A 24,811-nucleotide genomic window follows, 5' to 3' on the forward strand; every position below is an offset into this window, starting at 1 on the left:
ATAGTAAGCGCATGTGGGCGGCTTAATGCTTTTCTCGTTTTCCGTCATCAGGTGTTTCGGCAGCAGGCCCGGTGACCGGCGATGGTTGAAGGGGCGGAAAGAATGGGACGGCTTTTTCTGGCACTCCTGGTTCTCTGCTGGCTGTACTCAACATTCGGAACGGTCTCTGCCGATGAGTGGCCGGGGCACGATTTCTCCGGCCAGTGCGACCGCTGCCACGCCACAGGCGGACCGGGGGACGTCGCCGCGAACCGGTTCATCGCCCCCATCGAGCATCTTTGCGCCGGCTGTCATCAGCCCTTTGCCGGTTTTTCCCACCCACTGGACATCCCCCTTTCGAATCGCATATCCAGTCTCGACGGCGGTGCCAATGCAGAAACGCTCACTTGCACCACCTGTCATGACCCACACCAACCACCGACCTCGGAAAACCCGTTTCTGCTGCGGGGAGCGGAGCGGGGAAGGGGGTTCTGCCTGCAGTGCCACCAAGCGCCTGCCGGAGAGGGCGCGAGCCATGCTGGGGTCGGCCTCCTGGCCCATCCGGGAGGTCGGCTGGACACTGCGGTCAGCCCCGCCTCGACGCTGCCTGACGACGCCTCTCTGGAGTGCATCGGCTGCCACCTCGGCTCGATCGGCACCCTGGCAACCTTCCAACTGGCCGATCCGCTGGATGCAGGCGCCGGGCATGGCAACGGGGCTCATCCCATCGGCCTCGACTATGCGCTGGCCGCCGAGGCGGACAGGTCGCTGCGCCCCGCGTCCCTGCTCCCTGCCCAGATCCAGTTTCCCGACGGGAAGCTCGGCTGCGTGACCTGCCACAATCCCTATTCGACCCTGCCGGCCATGCTGACCATGAGCAACAGCGGCAGCGCCCTCTGCCTGGCCTGCCACTTGAAATAGTCCCCTCCGCCGCTCTCCATCGGCCCTCCCGGTCTGGCGCCGGGATTCGCGCCTATCCCACCTGAATAGTTGACCTTTGTCGAGCCCCGGTGTACAAACGACAGCGTGGATGGGACCTGTATATGAGCGAGCGTTTCGCCTTTATCTATTCGAGCCGTTTTGACGGCTATTCCTACGGCAGCGAGCATCCCTTCAAGGTGCAGCGCTACCGCTTGACCTACGAGTTGATCCGCGAACTGGGCCTGCTGGACGGCTCCGGGATCGAGATGGTGGAAACCCCACAGGCGCCTGAGGCGGCGCCGGGGTGTTTCCACCGGCAGAGCTACCTGGATACATTGAAGGAGTTCAGCCGCGAAGATCATCCGCGGGCCAACTTCATCTATGGTCTCGGCGATGTGGAAAACCCCGTCTTTAAGGGGATGTACGAATGGTCCCTGCTGAGCTGCGGGGGTACCATGGAGGCGGTGCGCCAGGTGGTGGACGGCGGGTGCCGCGCCGCCTTCAGCATGGCTGGGGGGCATCACCACGCCCATGCGGCAAGGGCCTCGGGGTTCAGCTATCTGAACGATGCGGTGATTGCCATCCAAGGTCTGCTCGAGCGGGGGCTGCGCGTGGCTTATGTGGATATCGACGCGCATCACGGGGACGGGGTCCAGGAGGCCTTTTACCGGAGTGACCGGGTTTTGACCATCTCCCTCCATGAATCGGGCCGCGATTTTTTCCCGCACACCGGTTTCTGCAACGAACTCGGGGAGGGCAGGGGTTATGGGTATTCGGTCAACGTGCCGTTTCGCCGCCATGCCGACGATCTGATCTTCGAGCAGGCGTTTCGGCGCATCGTACTGCCGCTTCTCGAGGCCTTCAGCCCCGATGTGCTGGTAACCCAGATGGGCGTCGACACGCTGCGCTCCGATCCGCTGAGCCGCCTCGAATTCACCACCGGCGCCATCGAATTCGCCACCCGCGCCTTTTTGACCACCGGGCTGCCCTGGGCAGCCATCGGCGGCGGGGGATACGACAAGTGCAACGTCGCCCGCTGCTGGGCCCTGCTCTGGTCGGTCATGACCGGCCAGGCGGTCCCCGAGCGGCTGCCTCCCGGGTTTTGCGCCGCCGCCCGCGCTCTCGGCTTTGCAGGGGAACTGCTTCGCGACCCCCCGCGCCTGGCCCGTCCCGATGACTACGCGAGCGCCCAGGAGGCCCTCGAGCGAAACCTGGCGTTTCTGGAGAGAAAGCTCTTCCCCCTGCACGGTATCTCCGGGAGGGTAGCCCTGTGAGCCGGCTGGGAACCGACCACCTGCTCGACGGCGAAGGGCTGCCCCTGTTTTCCCTGGGGGAGATCAACCGGCTCGACCAGGCCGAAAAGGAAAAAATCTACCTTCAGCTGATTCCGGGTGAGGTTTTCGACCGATTTGCCATCGATCCGGTTTCCCTGTGCAATGCAGGCGGGGAGCGGGTGGTGCGTTTTGTCTGCCCCAGCGGCCTCGGGCTCTTGCGAATTGAGCTGCGGCGCAGTGCCGCCGACAGGGATTGCCTGTTCTTCGTCGAGCTCGCCGATACCCCCTACCGGCAGATCGAACTGGCTTTCTGCATCATTAACGATCCCGACTCGCCGCGCTTCGATATCGACGTCGACCTCTCGGGAAGGGACAATTGCTTCGGAACCCTGCGGCGCAACCTGCCCGAGGAGTTGAAGGCTCTGGGGGCCGGGCTCTCGCCCAACCAGGTGCGCAGGGGGCTTAAGCTGTTTTCCAGGTTCTTTTCCCGGCTTGAACGATTCGTCGACTCCCTGGGGATCGATGCCATTGTTGCCGAACCTTTGTCGTATAATAATGCCATCCGTTACGAAAAATACGGGTTCGACTATATCACGGGAAAACAACTCATGCTTTGGATCGACCGGGAATTCCAGCCCGGGGGACTTCTCTACCGGCGACTCGACGGGTCGACGCCCTTTCGCCTTCGGGGCATGGAGCGGACCGTCAGGGGGAGGAGCTGGGCCATTCACGACGGGGTCATGGAGCAGGCCTGGGACGGGGTGAAGATTTACAAGACCATAGGTGTCGATGCCGGCATCGACACCTTTCCCGGGCGGCGGTTTTAAATCTCATGCATTACATTAAGGAATGTCATTGATGTCTGCGAAATTGAATCTGATGCATTGTGTCAAATCCAAAGATTTTCTGCTCTGGACTCCCCCGGCGGGGCGGGTCGTGGAAGTCGGCCCGCAGCGCCTGAAGGTGCCGCTGCCCGAGATTCCCCTGCCGATCCACCGCAAGGATATCGACTCCGAGGAACCCTCGGACAACGTCATCGGCGAGGGTCTCTACGACTTTCTCCGCCAGTTCCCCGACGATTCCCACGCCACCCGCTACGCGAAGCTGCTGCAGGAGGCCTATCCCCATTTTCTTGCCGATCTCGGCGCGCAGATCGTCATGTTGGAACATAAGGAGGTCGATGCCGCCTACGTGCAGCGCAAGATCAACTTCCTGAAGATTCTGGCCCTGCTCGAGCCCGGCAACCCCGGGCTGATGGAAAAGCTTGGCCTGTCCTGCTTCGAGCTCGGCATGATGTTCGCCGAGCTGCCCCGGACCCGAACCCATCTGCTGAAAGCCATGGGCTACCTGCAGCGTTCGCTGAACGTCCAGCCTGAGAACCCCACCTGCCTCAACGTGCTCGGTCAGATCGACTACCTGATGGGGGACTACCCCACCGCGGCGCGGCGCTGGGGCGGAGTGGTCGATTTGCTGGAGGAACCGACCGTCCGCGGGGCGCTGGGCGAGAAAATCGCCAGGATCAACCGGGAGGAGGTCCCCGACCACCCCCTGCTTGATGACCTGGAGGCCATCGGGGCCGCCATGGAACACTTCGGGCGCGGGGAGATTCACGAGGCGACGACCATTCTGGAAATCCTCGAAGAAAACAACATCCTGGACAGCGAGTTCCCCCTGCCCGAGGTATTCCACCTGCTGGGCATGTGCCGGGCCCGCAACGGCGACCCCGGCGGCGCCTTTGAGGCCTTCGAAAAGGCCTTGGAGCTCGATCCCGGCTTTGCGCCTGCCCTGGCTGGGCGCGAGGCCATCCTGGAGGGGAGGATGCCTTGAAATGGGCGCCTGGAGCCTTGGAGACGTCTTTTTCATCGTTCTGGTCTGCGGGCTCATCTACCTGGTCCTGCGCCTGGTCAGTGGCGCAAAGACCTCCACCGGGGCCAAGGAGACTACCGAACACCCCAAGGAATAGGTTGTTTTCTTGGTTCACAGTTGGTAGTATCTGCGCAGAATTCTTTTATTAAATAACAGAGAGCCGTAATTTTAATGACACGCTGGATTCGGGGGTTCCGGCTGGCCCTGCTGGCAATTCTATTTTCGGCCGGAGGGGCCGTTGCCGACGAAACGGCAGCCCAGGTGTTCACGTTCTGGCCGGTGGTCGATTATCGGCATTCGCAAGCAGCCGATTATACAAGCCTCAATCTTCTCGGCCCCCTGTTCAAGTTCGAACGCAAGGCCGAGGAGCGTGAATACAGCCTGCGCCCATTTTTCTTTACCGCGACCGATGGGGCTCGGAGTCGTTACAGCGAGTATCTCTACCCGGTGGCGACGCGCAAAGCCGGGGATGATCAATCCTTCTGGCAGGTGTTCCACCTCCTGCAGTACGACTTCGAAGACAGGGAAGAGGCGGCGGGCGAGGAGAACGAATTTTTCTTCTTCCCCTTCGTCTTCTACGGCCAGCATCCGGAAAAAGGCCGATACTTCGCCCTGTTTCCCCTGGGAGGTAAAATCTACGACAAGTTTGGCCGAGACGAAATCCGCTTCACGCTGTTTCCTCTCTACGGCCGCACCCTGAAGAAGGGGACCAGGGTCACCAATATCCTCTGGCCGGTTTTCAGCCTTATCCGCGGCGAACAGGAAAGCGGGTTCAAGCTCTGGCCGCTGTACGGGGCGAGCGAAAAACAGGGGGTCTATCGCAAACGGTTCTATCTCTGGCCGGTCTTTTTTCGCTACGATCTGCGCCTCGACACCGAGAACCCCGAGCGGTTGCGGACCGTGTTTCCCCTGTACGTGGGCCGGGAGTCGTCACAGGAAACTTCCCGCAGCTGGCTTTGGCCCTTTTTCGCCCATATAGACAACCGCGCCAAGGGTTTTGAGGAATGGCAGTTTCCCTGGCCGATCTTCCGGGTCACCCGGGGGGAGACCCGCCAGGGGAACACCTTCCTTCCTTTTTACGCCGACGAGCGGGTCGGGGAGAGGCGCAAGCGCTGGTTTCTCTGGCCGGTGTACAAAATCGAGGAGATCCATTCCGAGATTATTGACCGGCGCCGGGACAGGATCTTATACTTCCTGTTTTCCAGCCTGGAGGAAACCGTGATTGCCGAGGGGCGGCCCCGCAAGCGGCGCACGGCCCTCTGGCCCCTGTTCACCTATGAGCAGAACCGCGGGGTTTCGCACTTCCACACCCTGTCGCTGCTTGAACCCTTCTTCCCGGATAACCAGGGCTTCGCGCGGAACTGGGCTCCGCTGTGGCGCCTTTACCAGGTCAAGTGGGACGGGCAGGGCAACGAGGCGTCTTCGCTGCTGTGGAACCTTTACTGGAAAGAGCGGCAGGGGGATGATCTGGCCATGGAAGTGTTCCCGCTGTTCAGTTTTCGCAGGGAGTCCGGCCTGGGGACTGATTTCAAGCTGGTCAAGGGCCTGTTTCGCTATCGAAGCGGTGCCCGGGGAAACCGTGTAAACCTTTTCTACCTCCCCTGGGCCATCCAGTGGGGGGCTCCTGCTTCTGCCGCAACTTCTGGCGTGAGCGAATAGATTGCAGCGATGTTCGAAGCCATCGGGAAAAAAATCCTCGGGACCGCGCAGACAGCAGGGGAGATGCTCTTTCTGTTGGCGGAGACCCTTTACTATTTCAAGGAAGCCCCCCGCAACCTGCCGGCGATTTTTCGGCAGATGCATGAAATAGGGGTGGGGACTCTCCCCATAGCCTCCTTGATGGCCCTGTTCGTCGGCATGGTGCTGGCGCTGCAGACCGGGGCGGAACTGGCCCTCTACGGTTCGCAGGAGGTCATCGGCGCCATCGTCGGCCTTTCCATGGTCAAGGAACTGGGGCCGGTCATGACCAGCCTGCTGGTGGCCGGACGCATCGGTTCGGCCATGGCCGCCGAAGTCGGGGCCATGGAGATCTACGAGGAGATCGACGCACTGAAGACCCTCGAGATCAACCCGGTCCGCTACCTGGCCATGCCCAGACTGCTGGCCGCCCTGTTCGCCGTGCCGGCCCTGGTGGTGTTCGCCATGATCGTCGGTATCGCCGGTGGCGGGCTGGTGGCGGAGGTCAACCCGGTCATCAACGTCCCATTCAGCGTCTATTACGACAACATGGTTCGGGCCATCGGTTATCAGGAGATTTTCAAGGGACTCTGCAAGGCCACCATTTTCGGCGGGATCATCGCCCATGTCGGGTGCTACGTCGGCTTCAAGACCAGTGGCGGGGCGCGCGGGATCGGGCAGTCCACCACCCGGGCCGTGGTCGTTTCCTTTTTGCTGATTTTCGTCGCCAACTATTTTCTGACCCGACTCATGATGTGAGGCGATTCGTTCATGGCGCAATCTTCGCCCCCAGGCAATAACGGCAAATCACGCAGCAACTTTTTCAGCAAGTTGCTGCACGGTTTCACACCCTCCATCTTCAATGGCAGCGACTGCGCATCGACCTATGAGGAGTCGCGCGGGGTGGGGATCCGCATCGAAAATCTCTGCAAATCCTTTGGCGACAATCGGGTTCTCACCAACATCAGCCTGGAAATCGAGCCGGGGGAAACCTTTTCCATCATCGGTCCGTCCGGCACTGGAAAAAGCGTGCTGCTGAAGCACATCGTCAAGCTCGAAGCTCCCGACAGCGGCCGGATCCTGATCGACGGGCAGGATATCCACGAAAAAAACCCCAAGGTTCCGCGCAACTACCGCTACAGCATGGTGTTTCAATCCTCGGCGCTGTTCAATTCACTGAGCGTGGGGGAAAACGTCGGTCTCTGGCTGCGCGAAAACCGGATCTGCACCGAATCGCGGATCAGGCGGATCATCCGCGAGAAACTCAGGCTGGTAGGGCTCGCCGGAAAGGAAGCGATGCTGACTTCCGAGCTGTCAGGGGGGATGAAAAAGCGCGTCGCCATCGCCCGCTCGCTGGCCATGAACCCGGACCTCATACTGTACGACGAGCCGACCGCGGAACTTGATCCGGTCACTTCGGACGAGCTGGCCAGAGTGATCATGAACCTCAAGCAGAGCGTCAACCTGACCACGATCATTGTCACCCATGACCTGAATTTTGCCCTGTATCTTTCGGATCGGGTCGCGATGATCAACAAGGACGGTATCGTCGAGGTCGGCACCCCCGACCAGATCAAGGCGAGCACCAACCCCATCGTGCGAAATTTCATCTACACAACCACCAAGGGGATCAAAGGGGAAGATTGAGATGGCCCTTTCCATAGAGAAAAAAGTGGGGATTTTCTTCCTGATCGCAATCATTGCCCTCGGCGTAATGATCGAACTGGTCGAAGACTGGCGCCCCTTCGAAACGCAGTATAGCTACAATACCCGGTTCGATTCGGCGGTCGGCATCAAGTTGGGGGACCCGGTGCGCATGGCCGGCGTGGAAGTCGGCAAGATCAAGGCCATCAACATCGACGAACAGCAGGTGCGGATCGATTTCTACGTCACCGAAGGGACCACCATCAAGGAGGACACCGTCGCTGAAATCCGCCAGACCAACCTGCTCGGGGGGCAGTTTCTCGGATTGAGCTTCGGTTCCGCGGCAAGCCCCGTACTGGCGCCTGGCTCCTCCGTGCCTTCGCGCGAAAGAGCCAATATCGATCAGCTCATCACCAATTTCGACCGCAACCAGGAGCGGGTGCTGGGAGAGTTGGCTGACCTGGTGGCCGAGAGCCGACAGCCCTTTGCCGAAGCCATTTCGCGCTTCGAAAGCATCACCCGGAAGGTTGATGAGGGGACCGGGACCCTGGGCAAGATCATCAACGATCCCTCGGTTTACCAGGATCTGCAGGTCGGTGTCGGAGACCTGCGGAAGATTCTCGGGCGCATCGAGAAGGGCGAGGGCACCCTCGGGCGCCTGCTTCACGACCCCGGGCTGTATGACGAGGCCTCGCAGACCCTGGCCAACCTGCGAGACATTTCCGGCCGTCTGCGCGAAGGCCAGGGGACCCTGGGCCGACTGCTGACCGACGAATCCCTGTACGACGAGGCCCAGCAGACCCTGGGGCAGATTCGCGCCATCGCGGCCAAGATCAACCAGGGGGAGGGGACCCTGGGGTTGCTGCTCAACGATGACGGTCTCTACCAGGAGACGCGCCAGGCCATGGAAAGGATCCGCAGCATCGCCGCCAAGATAGACGATGGGCAGGGTACCGTGGGCCGGCTCATCAACGAGGACGACCTGTACCGGGAAGCCAAGACCACCCTGCACAAAGTGGAAAAAACCGTCGACGGCATGAGCGACACCGGCCCGCTTTCCGCGCTGGGAGTGGTGCTCGGCACCCTGTTCTGAGACGCCGATAGCCCTCGGCCCGACCGCGCTCCATTGCTGTGCTCCGGGGGGGGGGCGGGGGAATTTGGGGGATGGGAGGTTGACACGTGAGAAACCTGGTTCTGTTGCTGCTGCTCTCCAGCCTGGCCTGCGCCTGCACCGACCTGCAGTTTCTCCGCTCCGACCACCCGCTCATGCCCGTCCGGGAATACGAGAGAATGATCGTCGGCCGCCTGGACGCAGACTACGTAGGCAACGACAACTGCCTGGGCAAATGCCACAAGCATGAGAAGATTTTCCGCGATTTCCAGCTTTCCGTGCACGGCGAACAGATCGCCGTCGAGACCGGCCTGCCGCTGGTGAACTGCGAATCCTGCCACGGCCCGGGCAGCCTCGCCATCGCCAACCTCGAGGGGAAGGAGAAGTGCGATTTCGAGACCCTGCTGCAGTTTGACAAGCTCCCTTCCCAGGCCCAGTCGTTGATCTGCCTCAAGTGCCATTCCGCAGCCTCCACCCCGGCGCTGCACAATTGGGCGGGCAGCATCCACGCCAACAGCGAGGTCAGCTGCTTCGATTGCCACAAACTGCACCAGGGGCCCCAGCAAAAGGCGAGCCGCAAGGAGATCGACGCCCTTTGTTACGGCTGCCACCAGGACGTGCGCATGGCTTTTCTGCAGTTCTCGCATCATCCCGTTCCCGAAAACAAAATGGCCTGCATCGACTGCCACGACCCTCATGGCGGCTCCCAGAGCGGCAGCTTGCTGGGGGCGACCCAGAAGGAGGTCTGCACCCGCTGCCACATGCAGTACCAGGGGCCCTTTGTCTTTGAGCACGCTGACCTGACGGAAAACTGCGGCAACTGCCACAGCCCCCACGGTTCGCCCAACAACCCATTGCTGAATTCATCCCAGCCGTTTCTTTGCCTGCAGTGCCACAGCGGCCACCTCGACGGCTTTTTTGCTCCCGCCTTGGCCGACCAGAATTTCAAGGGAGCATTCTACTCGCGTTGCACCGACTGTCATTCATCGATCCACGGCACCGACGTCCCTTCCGCCAAGGGGCGAGGGAGCTTTATTTCCCGGTGATGCGGCAGCTCCCACGGGGGCTCGGCCGTAGTGGATTATTCGAGGAGGGCGCCATGATTTTTTCTGGTTCTGAAAAAATCGGCCTGATCCTGCTGGCCCTGACCGCGGCCCTGGCTTTCCCCCCCGGCGCTTCGGGCCAGGAGGAGAGTTCGCTGAAGAAATCCCTTCTCGAAGGGAGTCTCGAGCCCGGCTATGGTTTCGTCAGCACCCGCGGCAATCCTGGCCGGGCCGCCGAATACAGCCTGCTGCACTCGAGTGCGACCCTGGGGCTCGGTTTCAAGGCGCTCTTCCCCAACCACCGGCTGCGGCTCGACGGAACATTCCGCAACGAGTCGGATTTCCAGGGCGAGGCCGACATCGATTACCGAGGCCTGGTCCGGCTGCACGCCTCCTCCGAAGCCCTGTTCCATAATCTCGATCATTTTCCCGCGGCGCCCCCCGAGCGCGACGACGCCCTCAAGCCGGCAACGCCGGCGACTCCCTGGGTCCGTTTTTCCGACCGGCAACCAGGCGACGACTACTCGGTGGAGGTCAAGCAGAACCGGGTCGCCCTGCGCACCCGGCTGCCGAGTTTTCCGCTGCATTTCAACCTCGGCTACTGGAGACTCGACCGCCAGGGGCGCGTCCAGCTCTCCTACCTCGAGGAGGGGGATGCCGCCGGTTCCGGCTCCTGCAACCAGTGCCACGTCCAGAGCAGGCGGAAAAAACTCGACCAGGTGACCGAGGAGGTGACGGCCGGATTCGACGCTCACCTGGGATTCATCGACCTGGGATTCGAACAGGTGATCCGCGAATTCCGCGAGCGCGAAGATGCACCGCAGGACAGCTTCGGCGGGCTGCTCAGCACCCTCTCCCCGCCCACGACCTTTCGCAATCCCGGTACCTACCAGCATGACTTCGCCCCGGATTCGCGTCTGCTGACCAGCACGCTGCGGGCCCACACCTCGGTTTCCGGAGGGCTGGTCGGAGCGGCCGCCTTCACCCTTGGCAAACGGGAGAACCGCTCCGACCCGGCGGATTTCGGGCCGGTGGAGGCGGAGACCGAATTCCGCAAGGCGGCCGGTGATCTCACCCTGACCCCCAATGAGTTCTGGACCTTCAATTTCCGCTACCGGATGCTGGACCAGGACAGCAGCAACAGCGACCGGCTCAGCGTTGCCGGGCTGGAGAGCGAGGTCGAGGTACGGGACAATGTCGACCTCACCCGGGGCATCTATGCCGCCCAGGCCTCGTTTCGACCGACCCGTAAACTGACCTTGAAGGCTGAATTCGAACGCAGGGAGCTGCATCGGGGCAACACCGGCGGTCCAGTGGAACCGCAGTTTTCATCCCCCTTTGCCATCGACCCGGTCTGGGAACTGCCGGAAGAGGAGAATATCAACCGCTATCGCCTGTCCTTTTATTCCCGACCGATAAACCGAACAGCCCTCAAGTTGAACGGCTGGTACCAGTTTCAGACCTCCGACGATCCGGCCTACGCCACCACCCCACACCGGGGCCACCAGGTTTTCGCCAGCGTGGCCTGGTCCCCGTCGCCCGTCTGGGGTGCCCTGGCCAACGCGAGGCTGCAGAAAGACCGCAACAACCATTCGGAAATCAACCAGTTCGAAGAGCCCTCTGGGCAATTGACCCGTTTCGAACTGGACCGGCGCAGCGACCAGCAGAGCCTGACCGCAGGTCTTTGGGCCAATCCCGTGGATACTTTGGGGTTGAGTCTGAATTACGGATTTTTCGGGAAGAGAGTCCTGCAGGACCTGGTGTATGGCAGTGATCCGTTGAATACCAGCTTTCTCGAACAGGACGCCCGCTTTTCGCAAAGCGTTCACACCGCGACCCTTGCCGCCAACTGGAGGGTGTTCGAGGACCTGAGACTGTTGGGTGAGGCGCGTTACTCCCGGTCCCATTCCGAATTCGATCCGGATTTTTCATCGCGGGACCTGACCCTGTTTGGTTTTCCGGACCCGGTCACGGTGGATTCGGGGGAACTCCGGGAGCTCAGCGAGGTTGATCTGCGCCAGCTCGGTTTTCAGGCAGGCATGGACTGGACGGCAGGTAAGAACTGGCGTTGGTCCCTGCGCTATAACTTCAGCGATTACGATGAGGTTGATCATGACAAGTTCGACGGAACGGTACATGTCTACATGGTCAGCCTGGCCCGAAGCTGGTAACTCCGGAAACGCCTCAGGGAAGATTTAGTGGCCATATTCCTGTCCAGAACAGCCAGGTTCATAGTGTTGACAGCGGGAGCCCTCGTGCTGCTCCTGTTCAGCCTGGCCGTCGCCGAGGCGGCCGAGCAGCGATTCGTTGCCGTGATCATCACTGGCGACCTGCCCCGCTACAGGCTGGCCCACGAGGCGTTCGTCCACTCCCTGGAAGCCAACGGCTATGATAAGGAAAAAGTCCAGATCTACGTGCAGACGCCCAACCCCGATCCCATCTCCTGGGCCAACAGCATCCGCAAGGCGGTCGGGATCGGGGCCGACCTGATTCTGACCTACGGCGCTTCGCCCACCCTGGTGGCCAAAAAGGAAGCCCGGGGGATTCCCCTGGTATTCGCCGATGTTTTTGATCCGGTCGGCCTGGCCATCGTCGGCAAGGACAACCCCCCCGGGGGGACCATAACCGGCATCAGCGGCAATACGCCCCTGGAGACCCTGGTGAAAACCTTCCGGGAGATCTACCCCCTGAAAAAGCTCGCGGTCCTCTACTCGTCCATCGACCAGGGGTCGTCCCTGCAACTGCGAAAACTCGGTGACCTGGCTGCCGGAGAGGGGTTCGAGCTGTTGCCCCTGGACGTGCGCCGCCCTGAGGACGCTGCTGCGCTTCTGGCGGAGCGGGCCGGTGATTTCGACTCCATATTTGTTTCGGAGAGCCCGGTGGTCCATCTGTCGGCCCCCGAGGTTCTCCAATATGCCCGCCAGGCCGGCCTTCCCGTGGTTTCCCAGGTGCCCGGAATCTGCGATCTGGGTGGGATGATAAGCCTCGAGGCCGATCCGCTCGAGCAGGGAGAGGTGGCGGCTTCCTACGTCATGCAGATCCTCTCCGGGAGCAAGCCCGGCAGGCTCAGCGTCAAATCACCGCGGCGGGTCGCCCTGGTCATCAATCTCAAAACCGCCCGGGAACTGCACCTGAAGGTCCCGTTTCAAGCCCTCAGCATGGCCACCCGGGTCGTTCAGTAGCGGATTGGTCAGCGCTCCTCCAGTTCCCTCCCCGAAAAATCCCGGTTCACCCCTGCAGCAGGTAGAGCAGAACGGTCAGAGAAACGGCGCTCAGCAGCGTGGTGACGAATATTGCACCGGCGACCAGGTCGGGACGGGTTCCGAAGCGCAGCGAGTAGAGCAGGGGGAGAATGGCCGAGGGAGTGCTGGTCTGCAGGATCGCCACCTGCCTCTCCAACCCGTGGATTCCCAGCACGCCGGTTACCCCCAGGGCAACCAGGGGGGCGATGGCCAGGCGCAGCAGGGTGGCCAGGGAGAGAAAGCCGGGCAAAAGCTGCAGCCGGGTGCGGGCCAGCTGCATGCCGAGCAGAACCAGCATCAAGGGGATGGCGGCCTGCCCCAGCAGTTCGAGGGGGCGGAGCAGAAAGGGCGGGCAGGGGACCTGCAGGGCCTTGACCGCAAAGGCGAGGGCCACCGCGTGGAACAGCGGGATCTTGAAGGTGTTGACCAGCGCCTCGCGCAAGGATGCCGCGGAGCCCTGGGCCAGGACGATGGCCAACGTGCTCAGGGGAATGTTGAACAGGACAAAGATCAGGATGGAGGCCTCGAGTCCCGGATCGCCAAACGCGAAATACGCCAGGGGCAGGCCGAAGTTCCCCGAATTCATCACCACCGTGGTCAGGGACAGGGCTCCGCGGGTGTCCGGGTCCATGCGCAGGCTGCGCCCGATGACGACCGAAAGAGCCAGCATCGCCAGGGTGTAGAAAATCATGAACAGGAACAGATCGAAAGCCAGGTCGAAGCGGATTTCGCGCTTGATCAGGGCCGAGAAGATCAGCGCCGGGACGAACAGGTAGAGCGAACAGTTGGTAAGGGTGCGAAAGTCAAGGGAGGATTTCTTCTCCAGGACGAAGCCGGCCAGGATGGTCAGGAATACGGGCAGAATGATCTCGATGAACAGCATGAGCCGCCTCCGCAAGGGGGTATGTAGCCTCATCCTTCATGCCGGCTGCGACTGAAACCGCCGCAATGACTTTCATGAGTGAAACAGGCTAGGCGGAAACTAGCACGGGGCGCATGGGGGTTGCAACCGCCGAGGATTGAAAGAGGTGGCAAAGCTGATAGCTTTCATGGTAAACAGACCCCCCGAAACATTAAACACCCGCAGGAGAGTAAAATGAACAAGGTTTTTCACATCGCCCTGGCCGTGATCCTGGCCGGCGCCGTTTTGGCGGCCAGCGGCTGCCGGCGTGGCGACCAGCAACCGGCCCGGGAAGGTCGGATTACCGCCACTGCGGTCTATGAAACACACTTCGGTGAAGCACCCAACCCCCAGGAGGGAGCCTGCTTCGCCCTGGTCGGCTTTCTGCCAGCGGCGACCCAGGAAGGCAAGGTGGTTCCGCTGCCCCTGTTCCTGTTCAAGCAGGAGGAGCAGATGCGCCAGTTGGTGGAGCGGCTGATCACCGTGGACGAAGGGGCCGCGGCCCGGGTCGGGGTTGCCAGCCCGTTCGCCGAGAACACAACCCTGCTTGGCCTTCGTCAGCAGGAGGACACCGTCATTGTCGATCTGACCGGCCAGGGAGATCTCGCCGCCGAGCCGCAGCGAGCCAGGCTGATTCTAGCGGCCCTTGGGCACAGCCTGGTGCAATTTCCCGGGGTGGCCAAGCTCATCGTGACTGCCTCGGGCAACCCGCTGCCCGGCTCCGAAGCGGGCTATGTCCCATCGCCCGAGGATGTCGCCGCTCCCGGCAACCCCGTCGTCCTCGGCGTGCTCGCCAGTTGGGAGCAGCAGCGGCCGGCCCCTGAGGAGGTTTCGGTATACTTCGATCGTCCGGTCACCATCCAGCAGATCCAGTTGACCGACCAGGCCGGAAACCGGATCGAAGGGGAATATTTCCAGTCCATCTTCAACATGGCGGTGGTGATTCACCCCCCTGCCACCCAGTCCGTCAGCGAGGGGATGCCGGTGCGGGTCGCCTGGGAGGTGACTGACTTCAAGGGACGCTCCAGCAAGGGGGACCAGATGTTCCAGCTCATGCGGATGGAGCACCCCTGAGGGCCGCCCCGCGTATCCATGAAGCTGCTCCCATATTCCCGTTGACAACCCGCGACCAATCAGATTTAATGCCTTTTTGGTGTGCTTCACCGCCCGTTCTCGAGCAGCGGGATCGGGCGGATTATCAATCGTTCCGGGAGGATATGATGAACCCACTTGCCGCAGAACTCAACGAACTGCTCGCCCAGCACAGCCCTCACGTTCTCGAGATGCTTTCCGACCTCGGAAAGAACCTCTTCTTCCCCAAGGGGATCCTCACCCAGTCCGCCGAGGCCAAGGAAAAGGCCCACAAGTATAACGCCACCATCGGCATCGCCACCGAAAAGGGCGGCCCGATGTTCCTGCAGTGCATCCAGGACAAGCTCTCCGCCTTCGACCCCAAGGACATCTACCCCTATGCGCCGCCGGCTGGCAAGCCCGAGTTGCGCAGCCTCTGGCGCGAGAAGATGCTGCGGGAAAACCCCAGCATGGCCGGCAAGCATTTCTCCAACCCGGTGGTGACTAACGCCCTCACCCACGGCCTCTCCATCGTCGGCGACATGTTCGTCGGCGTCGGCGACCACGTGGTTCTGCCCGACATGCTCTGGGGCAACTACAACCTGACCTTCAGCACCTGCAACGGCGGCATCGTCAAAAAGTTCCCGACCTTCACCGAGAGCGGCGGCTATGACGTGGAAGCCTTCAAAGCCGTTCTGAAAAACACCGCCGAGGAGAAGGGCAAGGCCGTGGTGCTGCTCAACTTCCCCAACAACCCCAGCGGCTACACCCCGACGGTCGCCGAGGGCGACGCCATCGTCGCCGCCATCCTCGAAGTTGCTCAGGGCGGCTGCAACGTGGTGGCTATCACCGACGACGCCTATTTCGGCCTGTTCTACGAAGACTCCCTGAAGGAGTCGCTGTTCGGCAAGCTGTCCAACCTCCATCCGCGGATCCTCGCCATCAAACTCGACGGCGCAACCAAAGAAGAGTTCGTCTGGGGCTTCCGTACCGGCTTCATCACCTTCGCCGACGGCAACGACTACGAGAACACCCCGGTCATGACCGCCCTCGAGAAGAAGACCATGGGCATCATCCGCGCCAAGATCTCCAACTGCCCGCACCCTTCGCAGACCTTCGTCATCGAGGCTCTGCGCTCCCCCAAGTTCCTCGAGCAGAAGGAAGAGAAGTTTCAGGTCATGAAGGGCCGGGCCCTTAAGACCAAGCAGGTTCTCGACAGCGGCAAGTACGACAGCGCCTGGAGCTACTACCCGTTCAATTCGGGCTACTTCATGTGCCTGAAGCTGAACAAGGTCGATGCCGAGACGCTTCGCGTTCACCTGCTCGACAAGTACGGGGTGGGCGCCATCTCCATCGGCAAGACCGACCTGCGGATCGCCTTCTCCTGCATCGCCGAGGAGAACATCGAGGAACTCTTCGACCTGATCTACAAGGCTGTCCAGGACCTCGCCTGAGCCGCCGTCTGAAACCACGGAGGCCCGCCTTGTGCGGGCCTCTTTTTTTTCGGAGTCCGCCCCCGCGTGGATAAGCTTCGCCAAATCCTGACCAGGGCCGGAGTCTTGCCGGCCCTGCCTGAGCTGTCCGGTCCCGGCCGCGCCTGCTACCTGGTCGGCGGGGCGCTGCGCGACCTGCTGCTGGAACGCGAGGTGAAGGACTTCGATTTCGCCACCCCCGGCGACCCGACGAAACTCGCCCAAGCCTTCGCCCGAGCAATCAAGGGGCGCTGGTTTATGCTCGATGCCGAGCGTAAGCAAAGCCGGGTGGTGGTGAAAACCGCCGAGGCGATGCTCGGCTACGATTTCGCCCCGTTTCGTGGCGAGGATCTTGAGGCCGACCTGCGCGGCAGGGACTTCACCGTCAACGCCCTGGCCTGCCATTTGGAACCGCAAGGGGCGGCCCTGGCGCTACACGACCTGCTCGGCGGCCGCGGCGACCTGGAAAAACGGCTGCTCAGGGCTTGTGCCGAAGGGGCTTTTGCCGACGATCCCCTGCGGGTTCTGCGCGGAGTGCGGCACGCCGTCCAGCTCGGCTTCTCCATCGAACCCGGAACCTTTGGCGCCATGTCCGATGCCGCCCCCCAGGTCGGGAAGTGCGCACCCGAGCGGGTGCGCGAAGAGTTGGCCGCCACCCTGAATTGCGAGGCCGCCGATTCCGCCTACCCATTTTGGCAGCAGTTGGGGGTGATGCAGACCCTCTTCGGCCCTGGGGGAAAGGAAGCGACCCGGACCGACCAGGAGGCGCTGCGGCACCTCTCCGAACGAGGGCTCAGGAATTTGGACGAGGAACCCACTGGTCGCAAGCTGCTTCAAGACCAGGCCGGCGACGGCTTTACCAGGGCGGGGCTGCTGCGGCTTGCCGCCTGTCTGCGCTGGCGAAAAACCGAGGAGCTGCGGACGGTGCTTGCCGAAAGGCTGCGGCTCAGCCGCCGCAACGTTGCTGTGGTCGAAAGCCTGGTCGGGCTGCAGAAAACCCTGGAAACACAGTTGCGCAAACTTCCTGCAAAACCCCGCGCCAGGGCCCTGTGGGCCGAAACCCTGGGACCCGGACCCGTCGAGGCCCTGCTTTTCCTGGCCCTGATTTCAGAACCCTCCGTCGAGCTTCGCCAGGCCCTGCTCGTGACCTCCGGGGATTATCTGGACCTTTGTTCTGAAGGCCAGGTTCCCGATCTCCTGGATGGATCCTGGATCAAGAAAAATCTCAGCCTCAAGCCAGGGCCGGTGGTTGGAAAACTGCTCCAGAAGGTGCGCGCAGAGGAAATCGCCGGGCGGATCCAAACCCGCGAGCAGGCTGTCCGGTTTCTGGCCGAAGAAGGGAAAAAAATCGTTGACAAGGGGTAGGGCGATTCATATAATCGGCCTCCATTGAGCGGGAATAACTCAGTGGTAGAGTGTCAGCTTCCCAAGCTGAAGGTCGCGGGTTCGAATCCCGTTTCCCGCTCCAAGCAACAATTCAAGGGAGTCGGCTGTTCACGGCCGGCTCTTTTTTTTGTGCAAATTTCCCCTCGCCGGGTAGCCTTCCCCGGTTCGGGGCCCATCAATTCCCTCCTCTGCACCGGAAGGGAAGAGCCGGCGCGGTCAAGATATTCGCGGGTGAGAGGAGGGGGGGCGGCCGGACCCACAAGCGGGCCGACATCGATCTGGCCATCTATCCCAACCCGTTGATGAGCACCACCAATAACCGGATCGAAATATCGGCGGATCTATCCCCGGTCTTCAAGTCCTGGCCCGCAGTCGCATCCAGGTGAGCAGCTTATGGCAATCCGCAACCTCTGGAAACTTGTCCTCGTCATCCTGCTGCTGGTGGCGGGTTGGCGGCTGATGCCCGCCTCGGTGGTGCACGTCCAGCCGGAAGCCACCGGGGAAATCAGCCGGAGCGGGGATACGCTGAGAGTTCGACCGGCATCGCCAGAAGCCAATTCCGTTCCAACCGTTGCGGTCGGGCAGCATTTCGCCTCCATCGATCAGCTGGTTTCAGCCCAGGAAGGCAGTGGGTATGTCCGCACCGGGTCCTTCGGCAGCAGCTGGCCGGCGACGGTGACCGAGGTGCTTAATGGCAGGGATGGCATCTCTTTCACCCGGGCGAACGGTACCCGCCACAACTATACGGGCTTTAAGGGCTACCGGATGCAGGTGGTGCGGCTGCAGGGTCCGGCCCAGGCGGAGGTGCTTGTGGTTTTCCGTTCGGTTGCCAAACGCTGAATCCCGTCCGGGGACCCGCCGACTCGCCGGGAGAATTTTCTGTTGCCTCTGCCGACCCGGGCAGGTATAGTCGGGCGCCCGACGGCAGGATGAAGCAGCCGGCGAGGCGAAAATGGAAATACGTCGCCGAATCGAGTAGGCTTTAGAGAAGAAGCGAAACGTTTCGATCATGGTTGAAAAAGTCAAAATCCTCAAGGTCCGCTGCCCGCGCTGCGGCACCCGGGGCGGCTGGGAAGGCAACCCCAACCGGCCGTTCTGTTCGGAAAAATGCCGCCTAATCGATCTTGGACGCTGGGCAGAGGAGGATTACCGCATACCGGGAGAGCGGGTTGAACCCGAAGAACCCGGAAGTGGAGAATAATCGGCCAGCCGGCCAATCAGGAGACAGCATGTACCATCTGACCATCCACACCCATTTTGCCGCGGCCCACAACCTGATCAACTACCAGGGGGACTGCGAGAACCTGCACGGCCACAACTGGAAGGTAGAAGTGACCGTTTCCGCCCGGGACCTGGACAAGGCCGGTCTGGGCATCGATTTCAAGGTGCTTAAGCGCGAAACCAATGCAGTGCTCGACCTGCTCGACCACAAGTACATCAACGAGGTCCCCCCCTTCGACCAGATGAGTCCGTCGTCGGAAAACATCGCCCGGTTCCTGTTCGAACGGATCGGCGAGCGGCTCAACGACGGCAACGTCAGGGTTGCGAAGGTCAACGTCTGGGAGTCCGACCATGCCTGCGCCAGCTACAGCGCCGACTGAGGCCAGCCTGATCGAGGTCTTTTCCTCCATCCAGGGGGAAGGGCTGCTGGTGGGCTGCCGGCAGATATTCGTGCGCATGGCCCTGTGCAACCTCTCCTGCGCCTACTGCGATACCCCCTTTGAACCCACCGACAGCTGCCGCATCGAGGACGCTCCAGGGTCCGGGAATTTTCGCAGCCTGCGCAACCCCGTCTCCCTGGAAACGCTCTGCACCATTCTTCATCAATGGCACCTGGGTTCCCCCGGGGTCCACCATTCCATCAGCCTGACCGGAGGCGAACCCCTCGTCCAGGGCGCCTTGCTGAGGGATTGGGTACCGGCGCTGAAAAAGATCCTTCCCGTGCACCTGGAAACCAACGGCACCTTGCCCGAGGCCCTTGCACCGCTGGTGCCCGAGCTGTTTTCGGTCGCCATGGACCTCAAACTCCCCTCGCAGACCGGCGCGCCCTTTCCCGAGCGGGAGCATCGTGAGTTTTTGCGGCTGGCCCGGCGGACCCACTGCCAGGTCAAGGTGGTGGTCGGGGAAGAAACCCCGCACGAAGAGATCGCCGCTGCGGCAACCCTGGTCCATCAGGGCGCCCCGGAGGTGCCACTGATTCTGCAGCCGGTGACCCGGGACGGAAAGATTACCCTGACGAGCCGGATGCTGCTCGATATGCAGACTCTGGCAGCCGCCATTCACCCCGCCACCCGGGTCATTCCGCAGACCCACCGCTTCATAGGTGTTCTATAGGGGAAAGAAAATGATCATCGAAGAGCTCACCATGGATGAATTCGAAGCCGGGCTGGAGCGCACCCGGACCGTGCTGATCCCCTTCGGTGCCACCGAGGAGCACGGCACCCACCTGCCGCTGGCCACCGACACCCTGCAGGCGGTGGAGATCGGCCGCAGGTTGGCCGAACGCCGTCCCGTCTTCATCGCCCCGCCGATTCATTACGGGGTCTGCCGTTCCAGTTCAGATCACCCGGGGACCATCACCATCCGCACCGAAACGCTCAAGGCCCTGGCCCTAGACCTGGTCGAGTCGCTGTATCGCCAGGGGATGAGAAACGTCATCATGCTCAGCGGCCACGCCGGGGGAACCCACAACGCGGCGCTGCTCGACGCCGGCGAGGAGATGCTGCGCCGGCATCCGGAACTGAAACTGGCGGTGCTCACCGAATACGTACTGGCGGCCGGGGAAGGGAAGGGGATCATCGAGACCGAGGGGGATTCCCACGCCGGGGAGATCGAAACCTCGCGGATTCTGCACAGTCATCCGCACCTGGTGAAAGGCCGCGGGGAGAGGGAATTTCCGAGCTTTCCTGCCGGCATCCTGGTGCGCGACAAGCGCAGATACTGGCCGGGCGGGGTCTGGGGCGACCCGACCAAGGCGAGTGCGGAAAAGGGCGCCCGGATAGAGGAAGTGGTGCTGGCCGCCCTTGAAAAACTGGTGGCGCGGTTGGAAAAAGAAGAGTTTTAAGAGCTTACAGGGAAACCTTGCGCTGCCAGGTTGAGAATTTTATTCCGGCTCCCGAATTCCCTTGTTTTATTCAGTCTGAAATAGCTTCGTTCAGTTCTTTGAGCAGGGTGTCGACATCCACCTGGTGAACATCGGCTCCGTGGCCGACCTCCTCGAACTGGGCGATCTGACACTCCATGCATTCGAGGCCGAATTTGCTGAATACCTGCCTGGTCTGGGGGTATTTGCGAAGGACCTGCTCGATGGTCATGTTCCTGGTGATCATCCCTGCCTCCCTTGGTTATTTACTTTTTCCCGAATTTCTTCTCCAGTGCCTCCTGGACCGCCGGGGGAACGAAGGAGTCGATGGGGCCCTTCAACAAAGCCATTTCCTTGACGATGGACGAGCTCAGGTAGCCGTAAGGGACCGAGGTCATCATGAAGAGAGTTTCGACCTCCTTCTGGACCGTGTGGTTCATCTGGGCGATCTGGAATTCGTATTCGAAATCGGAAACTGCCCGCAAACCGCGCAGGATAACCCTCGCACCCTGACGGATCACGTAATCGACCAGCAGGCCCTCGAAGGTGTCCACCTTCAGGCGGGGGTTGTCGCCTACGGCCTTGCGAATCATTTCCACCCGCTCTTCGATGGTGAAGAGCGATTTTTTCGATGAATTGCGGGCCACCGCCACGATCAGGGTGTCGAATACCTCGAGGCCACGGCATATGATGTCGAGGTGTCCATAGGTGATCGGATCAAAAGAGCCAGGATAAACGGCAATGTGTTTCTTCATCGCATTAGGTTCCCTGTCACTGAATTTGAAAAAAATGCACGGTTGTCCCGCCATAATCGCGCCGGTCGGTCCGGGCCAGCGTGTCGACAGTGGTCGGAATCGGTTCGTTTTTGGCCGTTTCGGCACAGATGATGCCATCTCTAGCCAGTAACCCCTCCGCTGAAATCAGGCCAAGCATTCTTTCAACCAGGCCTTTGCCGTAGGGAGGGTCAAGAAAGATCAGGTCGAAGGGCTTTTCGGTGGCCACTTTCGGGATACACGCAAACGCATCGCACCGCAGCAGCTGTGCCCGTTGGGCAAATCCGCAGGCGGCCAAATTGGCAGGGATGACCCGGCTTGCTTCGGCCCCTTTGTCCACCAGGATGGCGCGTTCTGCTCCCCGGCTGAGCGCCTCGAGGGCCATGGCTCCGGATCCCGCGAAAAGATCGAGCACCTGTTTCCCCTCCAGCGAACCGACCAGGCTGTAAAGGATGCTGAAGATGGCACCCCGAACTTTATCCGGGGTGGGCCGGATGTCTTGGCCGGCAATGCTCGCCAAACGCTTGCCTCGGGCCAGGCCGCTGATGATCCTCAATGAAAGATATTCCTTCTGCCATGCGCTTTGAGGGTGGATACAAGTTGCCGGAAAAGCTAGCACAGGGGGGGTAGGCCGTCAAGACGTAAGCCGCGAGGGCCCGTCCCGCTGTCGAGCATGAGGTCATTTGCTCGGAACTAGGCAGAACCTCAACCTTTTTTGGTTATTCCGTGCGGCATCCTTATTGCAGAATCCAGGAAAGATTAAAAAACCGGTTCGAGGGGCCAATAGCCAGGGATACCGCTCTCACTGAGGGGCCTTCAATGATATAGGCGGGTTAGGGCGAGCTCCCCGCCCGAGTGGGGCGCTTACAAGCCCGGCCTCGCTCCTTGGGAGGCTTGCTGGAGCCCACCGCTACCGGCGAATTGGCGGAACAGTCCGTGAATTACCTTGCCTGGAAATTTTTCACCGAATTCTATTCAGGCAAAAGATTTACCCCCCTAGGAGCCTGTCGGACTTGGGGGATCGTCACGAGAGAATGAGAAATCGAGGACAGATTTTCGGAATTTTGAGAGCGAATAGAGGACCTATTTGTCGAATATTTGCGGAAATATGGACCGATTTGCCGTTTTCGCAGTAGATTCACTCCTAAGTCCGACAGGCTCCCAGGCTCCCGGACCCAGGCACACTGCCGGAGAAGGTGCACATCATGAAGATCTGCATCGCCGCTGAAAGGATTCTGCAAAGCCGCAGGGTCATGATCTGGGTGGTCGGCTCCTACCTGCTGCTGGCCGCCCTGTGGCTTCTGTCCTCCCGCGTCCTGCCCAACCTGTTCATAAGGGACCTGGAAAGGCTTCATCATTTCCAGGTACTTTTCGATATTTCCCTGATACTCTCCTCTGCCATTGGCCTGGGGTTTCTCACCCGCCGCTTTCTTCTGCTTCTGCAGAGAAAGGAACGGGAGTTGACCCAACTGGTGGAAGGAGTTTGCTCTGCAGAAGGTGAGAGCTTTTTCACCACCCTGACAGCCAACCTGGCCAAGTCGGTGGATGCCGACTACGCTTTTGTCTGCGAATTTACCGACGACAGCCACAGCCGGGTGCGGACCATTGCCGTACATGTCGACGGTCTGCCCGCCGAGAATTTCGAATTCGACCTGGTCGGGACTCCCTGCGGGGAGGTGATCAGGCATGAGGCGCAATGCTTTCCCGCGAGGGTCCGCGAACAGTTCCCCCTGGACCACATTGCGAAGCAGTTGCAGGTTGAAAGTTACGCCGGCATTCCGCTTCGGGACTCCACCGGACAGGTCCTGGGGCCCCTGGCGGTTTTCAGCAGGCGTCCGATGGCGGACCGGCATCTCGCCCAGTTGCTGCTGCAGCTTTTTGCCGTTCGCGCGGCTACCGAATTGGAGCGGAGGCGGGCCACCAAGGCAAGGGACTTCATTGCCCTGCACGACGAACTGACCGGCCTGCCCAACCGGCGCCTGTTCTGTGACCTGCTCGGGCAGGAACTCTCCCGCGCCCGGCAGCGCAGGGAGATGGTGGTGGCGATGTTCCTTGACCTGGACCGGTTCAAGAACATCAACGATACCCTCGGCCATGCCGTGGGAGATCGCCTGCTCAAGGCAGTCGCCCGCCGCCTCGAGACCTGCCTGAGGCGTGAAGATTTGGTGGGGCGGCTCGGCGGCGACGAATTCATGATCATGCTCACCGGGATTCGCAGCCCTCTGGATGTCAAAAGCGTCGCCGGCAAGATTCTCGATTGTCTCAAGCCTTCCTTCTGCCTCGAGGGGCACGAACTGCACATCGCCTCAAGTATTGGGATCGCTTTGTTCCCCGAATTTGGCGGCGATGTCGAGACCCTGCTGAAAAACGCCGACACGGCGCTTCACCGTGCCAAGGAACTGGGCCGCAACAACTACCAATTCTATTCCCCGGACATGAATGCCAAAACCATGCGCCAACTCGGCATGGAGGCTGAACTGCGCAAGGCGATCGAACGCAACGACCTGTGCCTGCACTACCAGCCCCAGTTCGAAATCGAAACCGGCCAGGTGGTAGGCATCGAGGCCCTGGTGCGCTGGAACCACCCGGAACGGGGCATGATCCCCCCGGAAGATTTCATCTCCCTGGCCGAGGAGACCGGGCTGATCGTTTCCATCGGCAACTGGGTTCTGTCCAGGGCCTGCGCGCAAAACCGCGCCCTTCAGGACGCCGGGCTGAGCCCCTTGCGGATGGCGGTCAACCTTTCCCCCCGCCAGTTCAATCAGCGGGACCTCCCGGAGCAGGTGGCGAAAATTCTCAGGGTGACCGGCCTGGAGCCTTGCTGGCTGGAACTCGAAATCACCGAGAGTATCATCATGCAGGACCTTGAGACCACCATTGACCAGATGGTCCGGTTGATGGAACTCGGGGTGCGGATTTCCATTGACGATTTCGGCACCGGCTATTCTTCATTGAGTTACCTGAAGCGATTTCCCATCCAGACCCTCAAGATCGACCGTTCATTTGTTCGGGATATCGGCAGCGACTCGGACGACACGGCCATAGTCGCCGCGGTCATCGCCCTGGCCCACAATCTCAAGCTCGAGGTGGTCGCCGAGGGGGTGGAGACCCAGGACCAGCTGAATTTTCTGAAATCCCGCGGCTGCGACCTGGCGCAGGGATTTCTCTTCAGTCGCCCCATCTCTGCCGAAGCCCTGCTCGAACTGCTTCTTTCGCAAGCCGCCGGGCCGGCCCTCAAAAACAGGACCCGGCTGGCCAATTGAGCCCCTCCGGCAATCCCCAGGGGTGTGCCCGTGGTTTGACTTTCCCTATAGGCATCCTAAACTTTTCTGCAGAGACAAACATTTTCTCCAGTTCGCCAGCTTCCCT

Annotated in this window: 25 protein-coding genes and 1 tRNA gene; 22 read left to right on the top strand and 4 right to left on the bottom strand. The window is 61.2% G+C overall.

The features are described from left to right. Positions 1-102 precede the first annotated feature (102 nt). From DESUT3_RS10320 to DESUT3_RS10370, 12 genes are all read left to right on the top strand, one after another. On the top strand, positions 103-900 hold the full coding sequence (locus tag DESUT3_RS10320; RefSeq protein WP_221252395.1) for a cytochrome c3 family protein: 798 nt from the start codon (positions 103-105) through the stop codon (positions 898-900). A gap of 122 nt (positions 901-1,022) precedes the next feature. After that, positions 1,023-2,174 carry an acetoin utilization protein AcuC gene (locus DESUT3_RS10325; protein WP_221252396.1) on the top strand — a complete coding sequence of 384 codons (1,152 nt, stop codon included), beginning with the start codon at positions 1,023-1,025 and terminating at the stop codon, positions 2,172-2,174. Continuing rightward, positions 2,171-3,001, top strand: a complete 831-nt coding sequence (locus DESUT3_RS10330; RefSeq protein WP_221252397.1) for a hypothetical protein — start codon at positions 2,171-2,173, stop codon at positions 2,999-3,001. The genes DESUT3_RS10325 and DESUT3_RS10330 overlap by 4 nt, the downstream gene beginning before the upstream one ends. A 31-nt stretch (positions 3,002-3,032) precedes the next feature. Then, complete coding sequence (locus DESUT3_RS10335) at positions 3,033-4,001, top strand: tetratricopeptide repeat protein (RefSeq protein ID WP_221252398.1); 969 nt, start codon at positions 3,033-3,035, stop codon at positions 3,999-4,001. Position 4,002: 1 nt separating this feature from the next. After that, the gene (locus DESUT3_RS21140; protein ID WP_264082198.1) at positions 4,003-4,137 is read left to right on the top strand and encodes a hypothetical protein; all 135 of its coding nucleotides are present in this window, start codon (positions 4,003-4,005) and stop codon (positions 4,135-4,137) included. A gap of 74 nt (positions 4,138-4,211) precedes the next feature. Next, complete coding sequence (locus DESUT3_RS10340) at positions 4,212-5,699, top strand: hypothetical protein (protein ID WP_221252399.1); 1,488 nt, start codon at positions 4,212-4,214, stop codon at positions 5,697-5,699. Further along, positions 5,700-6,476, top strand: a complete 777-nt coding sequence (locus DESUT3_RS10345; protein WP_404827045.1) for an MlaE family ABC transporter permease — start codon at positions 5,700-5,702, stop codon at positions 6,474-6,476. It begins immediately after the preceding gene. 12 nt (positions 6,477-6,488) lie between these two features. Then, positions 6,489-7,364, top strand: coding sequence for an ABC transporter ATP-binding protein (locus DESUT3_RS10350; RefSeq protein WP_221252401.1), 876 nt, complete (start codon positions 6,489-6,491; stop codon positions 7,362-7,364). A gap of 1 nt (position 7,365) precedes the next feature. Further along, positions 7,366-8,454, top strand: coding sequence for an MlaD family protein (locus DESUT3_RS10355; protein WP_221252402.1), 1,089 nt, complete (start codon positions 7,366-7,368; stop codon positions 8,452-8,454). An 86-nt stretch (positions 8,455-8,540) separates the two neighbouring features. Then, the gene (locus DESUT3_RS10360) at positions 8,541-9,518 is read left to right on the top strand and encodes a DmsE family decaheme c-type cytochrome (RefSeq protein ID WP_318836022.1); all 978 of its coding nucleotides are present in this window, start codon (positions 8,541-8,543) and stop codon (positions 9,516-9,518) included. A 53-nt stretch (positions 9,519-9,571) separates the two neighbouring features. Then, positions 9,572-11,686 (top strand): porin family protein, encoded by a 2,115-nt coding sequence (locus DESUT3_RS10365; RefSeq protein ID WP_221252403.1) that lies wholly within the window; start codon positions 9,572-9,574, stop codon positions 11,684-11,686. 84 nt (positions 11,687-11,770) lie between these two features. Next, entirely contained in the window at positions 11,771-12,697 is a 927-nt protein-coding gene (locus DESUT3_RS10370) for an ABC transporter substrate-binding protein (protein WP_221252404.1), read from the top strand. Between the two features lie 46 nt (positions 12,698-12,743). On the opposite strand, the gene DESUT3_RS10375 is transcribed toward DESUT3_RS10370, so the two are convergent. After that, positions 12,744-13,640: an AEC family transporter gene (locus DESUT3_RS10375; protein ID WP_221252405.1), complete on the bottom strand. Its 897-nt coding sequence runs from the start codon at positions 13,638-13,640 to the stop codon at positions 12,744-12,746. A gap of 213 nt (positions 13,641-13,853) precedes the next feature. Here DESUT3_RS10375 and DESUT3_RS10380 point away from each other — a divergent pair, with 213 nt between their 5' ends. The 9 genes from DESUT3_RS10380 (at position 13,854) to DESUT3_RS10420 (ending at position 20,651) form a co-directional block, all read left to right on the top strand. Continuing rightward, complete coding sequence (locus DESUT3_RS10380) at positions 13,854-14,732, top strand: GerMN domain-containing protein (RefSeq protein WP_221252406.1); 879 nt, start codon at positions 13,854-13,856, stop codon at positions 14,730-14,732. A gap of 146 nt (positions 14,733-14,878) precedes the next feature. Next, positions 14,879-16,183 carry an aminotransferase class I/II-fold pyridoxal phosphate-dependent enzyme gene (locus DESUT3_RS10385; RefSeq protein WP_221252521.1) on the top strand — a complete coding sequence of 435 codons (1,305 nt, stop codon included), beginning with the start codon at positions 14,879-14,881 and terminating at the stop codon, positions 16,181-16,183. Between the two features lie 66 nt (positions 16,184-16,249). Beyond that, positions 16,250-17,566 carry a tRNA nucleotidyltransferase/poly(A) polymerase family protein gene (locus tag DESUT3_RS10390; protein WP_221252407.1) on the top strand — a complete coding sequence of 439 codons (1,317 nt, stop codon included), beginning with the start codon at positions 16,250-16,252 and terminating at the stop codon, positions 17,564-17,566. A 28-nt stretch (positions 17,567-17,594) separates the two neighbouring features. Next, positions 17,595-17,669 (top strand) — tRNA-Gly (locus DESUT3_RS10395). A 311-nt stretch (positions 17,670-17,980) separates the two neighbouring features. Further along, positions 17,981-18,427: a hypothetical protein gene (locus DESUT3_RS10400; RefSeq protein WP_221252408.1), complete on the top strand. Its 447-nt coding sequence runs from the start codon at positions 17,981-17,983 to the stop codon at positions 18,425-18,427. Positions 18,428-18,596: 169 nt separating this feature from the next. Further along, positions 18,597-18,788: a DNA gyrase inhibitor YacG gene (locus DESUT3_RS10405; protein WP_221252409.1), complete on the top strand. Its 192-nt coding sequence runs from the start codon at positions 18,597-18,599 to the stop codon at positions 18,786-18,788. A gap of 28 nt (positions 18,789-18,816) precedes the next feature. Further along, entirely contained in the window at positions 18,817-19,188 is a 372-nt protein-coding gene (gene queD / locus DESUT3_RS10410; RefSeq protein ID WP_221252410.1) for a 6-carboxytetrahydropterin synthase QueD, read from the top strand. Then, the gene (locus DESUT3_RS10415) at positions 19,160-19,921 is read left to right on the top strand and encodes a 7-carboxy-7-deazaguanine synthase QueE (protein WP_221252411.1); all 762 of its coding nucleotides are present in this window, start codon (positions 19,160-19,162) and stop codon (positions 19,919-19,921) included. Before queD ends, DESUT3_RS10415 begins: the two co-directional genes overlap by 29 nt. A 10-nt stretch (positions 19,922-19,931) precedes the next feature. Further along, on the top strand, positions 19,932-20,651 hold the full coding sequence (locus DESUT3_RS10420; RefSeq protein ID WP_221252412.1) for a creatininase family protein: 720 nt from the start codon (positions 19,932-19,934) through the stop codon (positions 20,649-20,651). Positions 20,652-20,721: 70 nt separating this feature from the next. Here DESUT3_RS10420 and DESUT3_RS10425 read toward each other — a convergent pair whose 3' ends face one another. From DESUT3_RS10425 to rsmD, 3 genes are read right to left on the bottom strand one after another with little or no spacing between them, the layout of a single operon-like run. Continuing rightward, positions 20,722-20,916, bottom strand: coding sequence for a DUF1858 domain-containing protein (locus tag DESUT3_RS10425; protein WP_221252413.1), 195 nt, complete (start codon positions 20,914-20,916; stop codon positions 20,722-20,724). Between the two features lie 19 nt (positions 20,917-20,935). Continuing rightward, a complete protein-coding gene (gene coaD / locus DESUT3_RS10430) occupies positions 20,936-21,424 on the bottom strand; it encodes a pantetheine-phosphate adenylyltransferase (protein WP_221252414.1) in 489 nt (162 codons plus the stop codon). Between the two features lie 16 nt (positions 21,425-21,440). Next, positions 21,441-22,061 (bottom strand): 16S rRNA (guanine(966)-N(2))-methyltransferase RsmD, encoded by a 621-nt coding sequence (gene rsmD / locus DESUT3_RS10435; protein ID WP_225911670.1) that lies wholly within the window; start codon positions 22,059-22,061, stop codon positions 21,441-21,443. 586 nt (positions 22,062-22,647) lie between these two features. Between rsmD and DESUT3_RS10440 the strand changes: the two genes are divergently transcribed. Beyond that, positions 22,648-24,705: a putative bifunctional diguanylate cyclase/phosphodiesterase gene (locus DESUT3_RS10440; protein WP_225911671.1), complete on the top strand. Its 2,058-nt coding sequence runs from the start codon at positions 22,648-22,650 to the stop codon at positions 24,703-24,705. Positions 24,706-24,811: the final 106 nt, after the last annotated feature.

Origin of the sequence: Desulfuromonas versatilis (assembly GCF_019704135.1) — a bacterium.
Classification (GTDB): Bacteria; Desulfobacterota; Desulfuromonadia; order Desulfuromonadales; family NIT-T3; genus Desulfuromonas_A; species Desulfuromonas_A versatilis.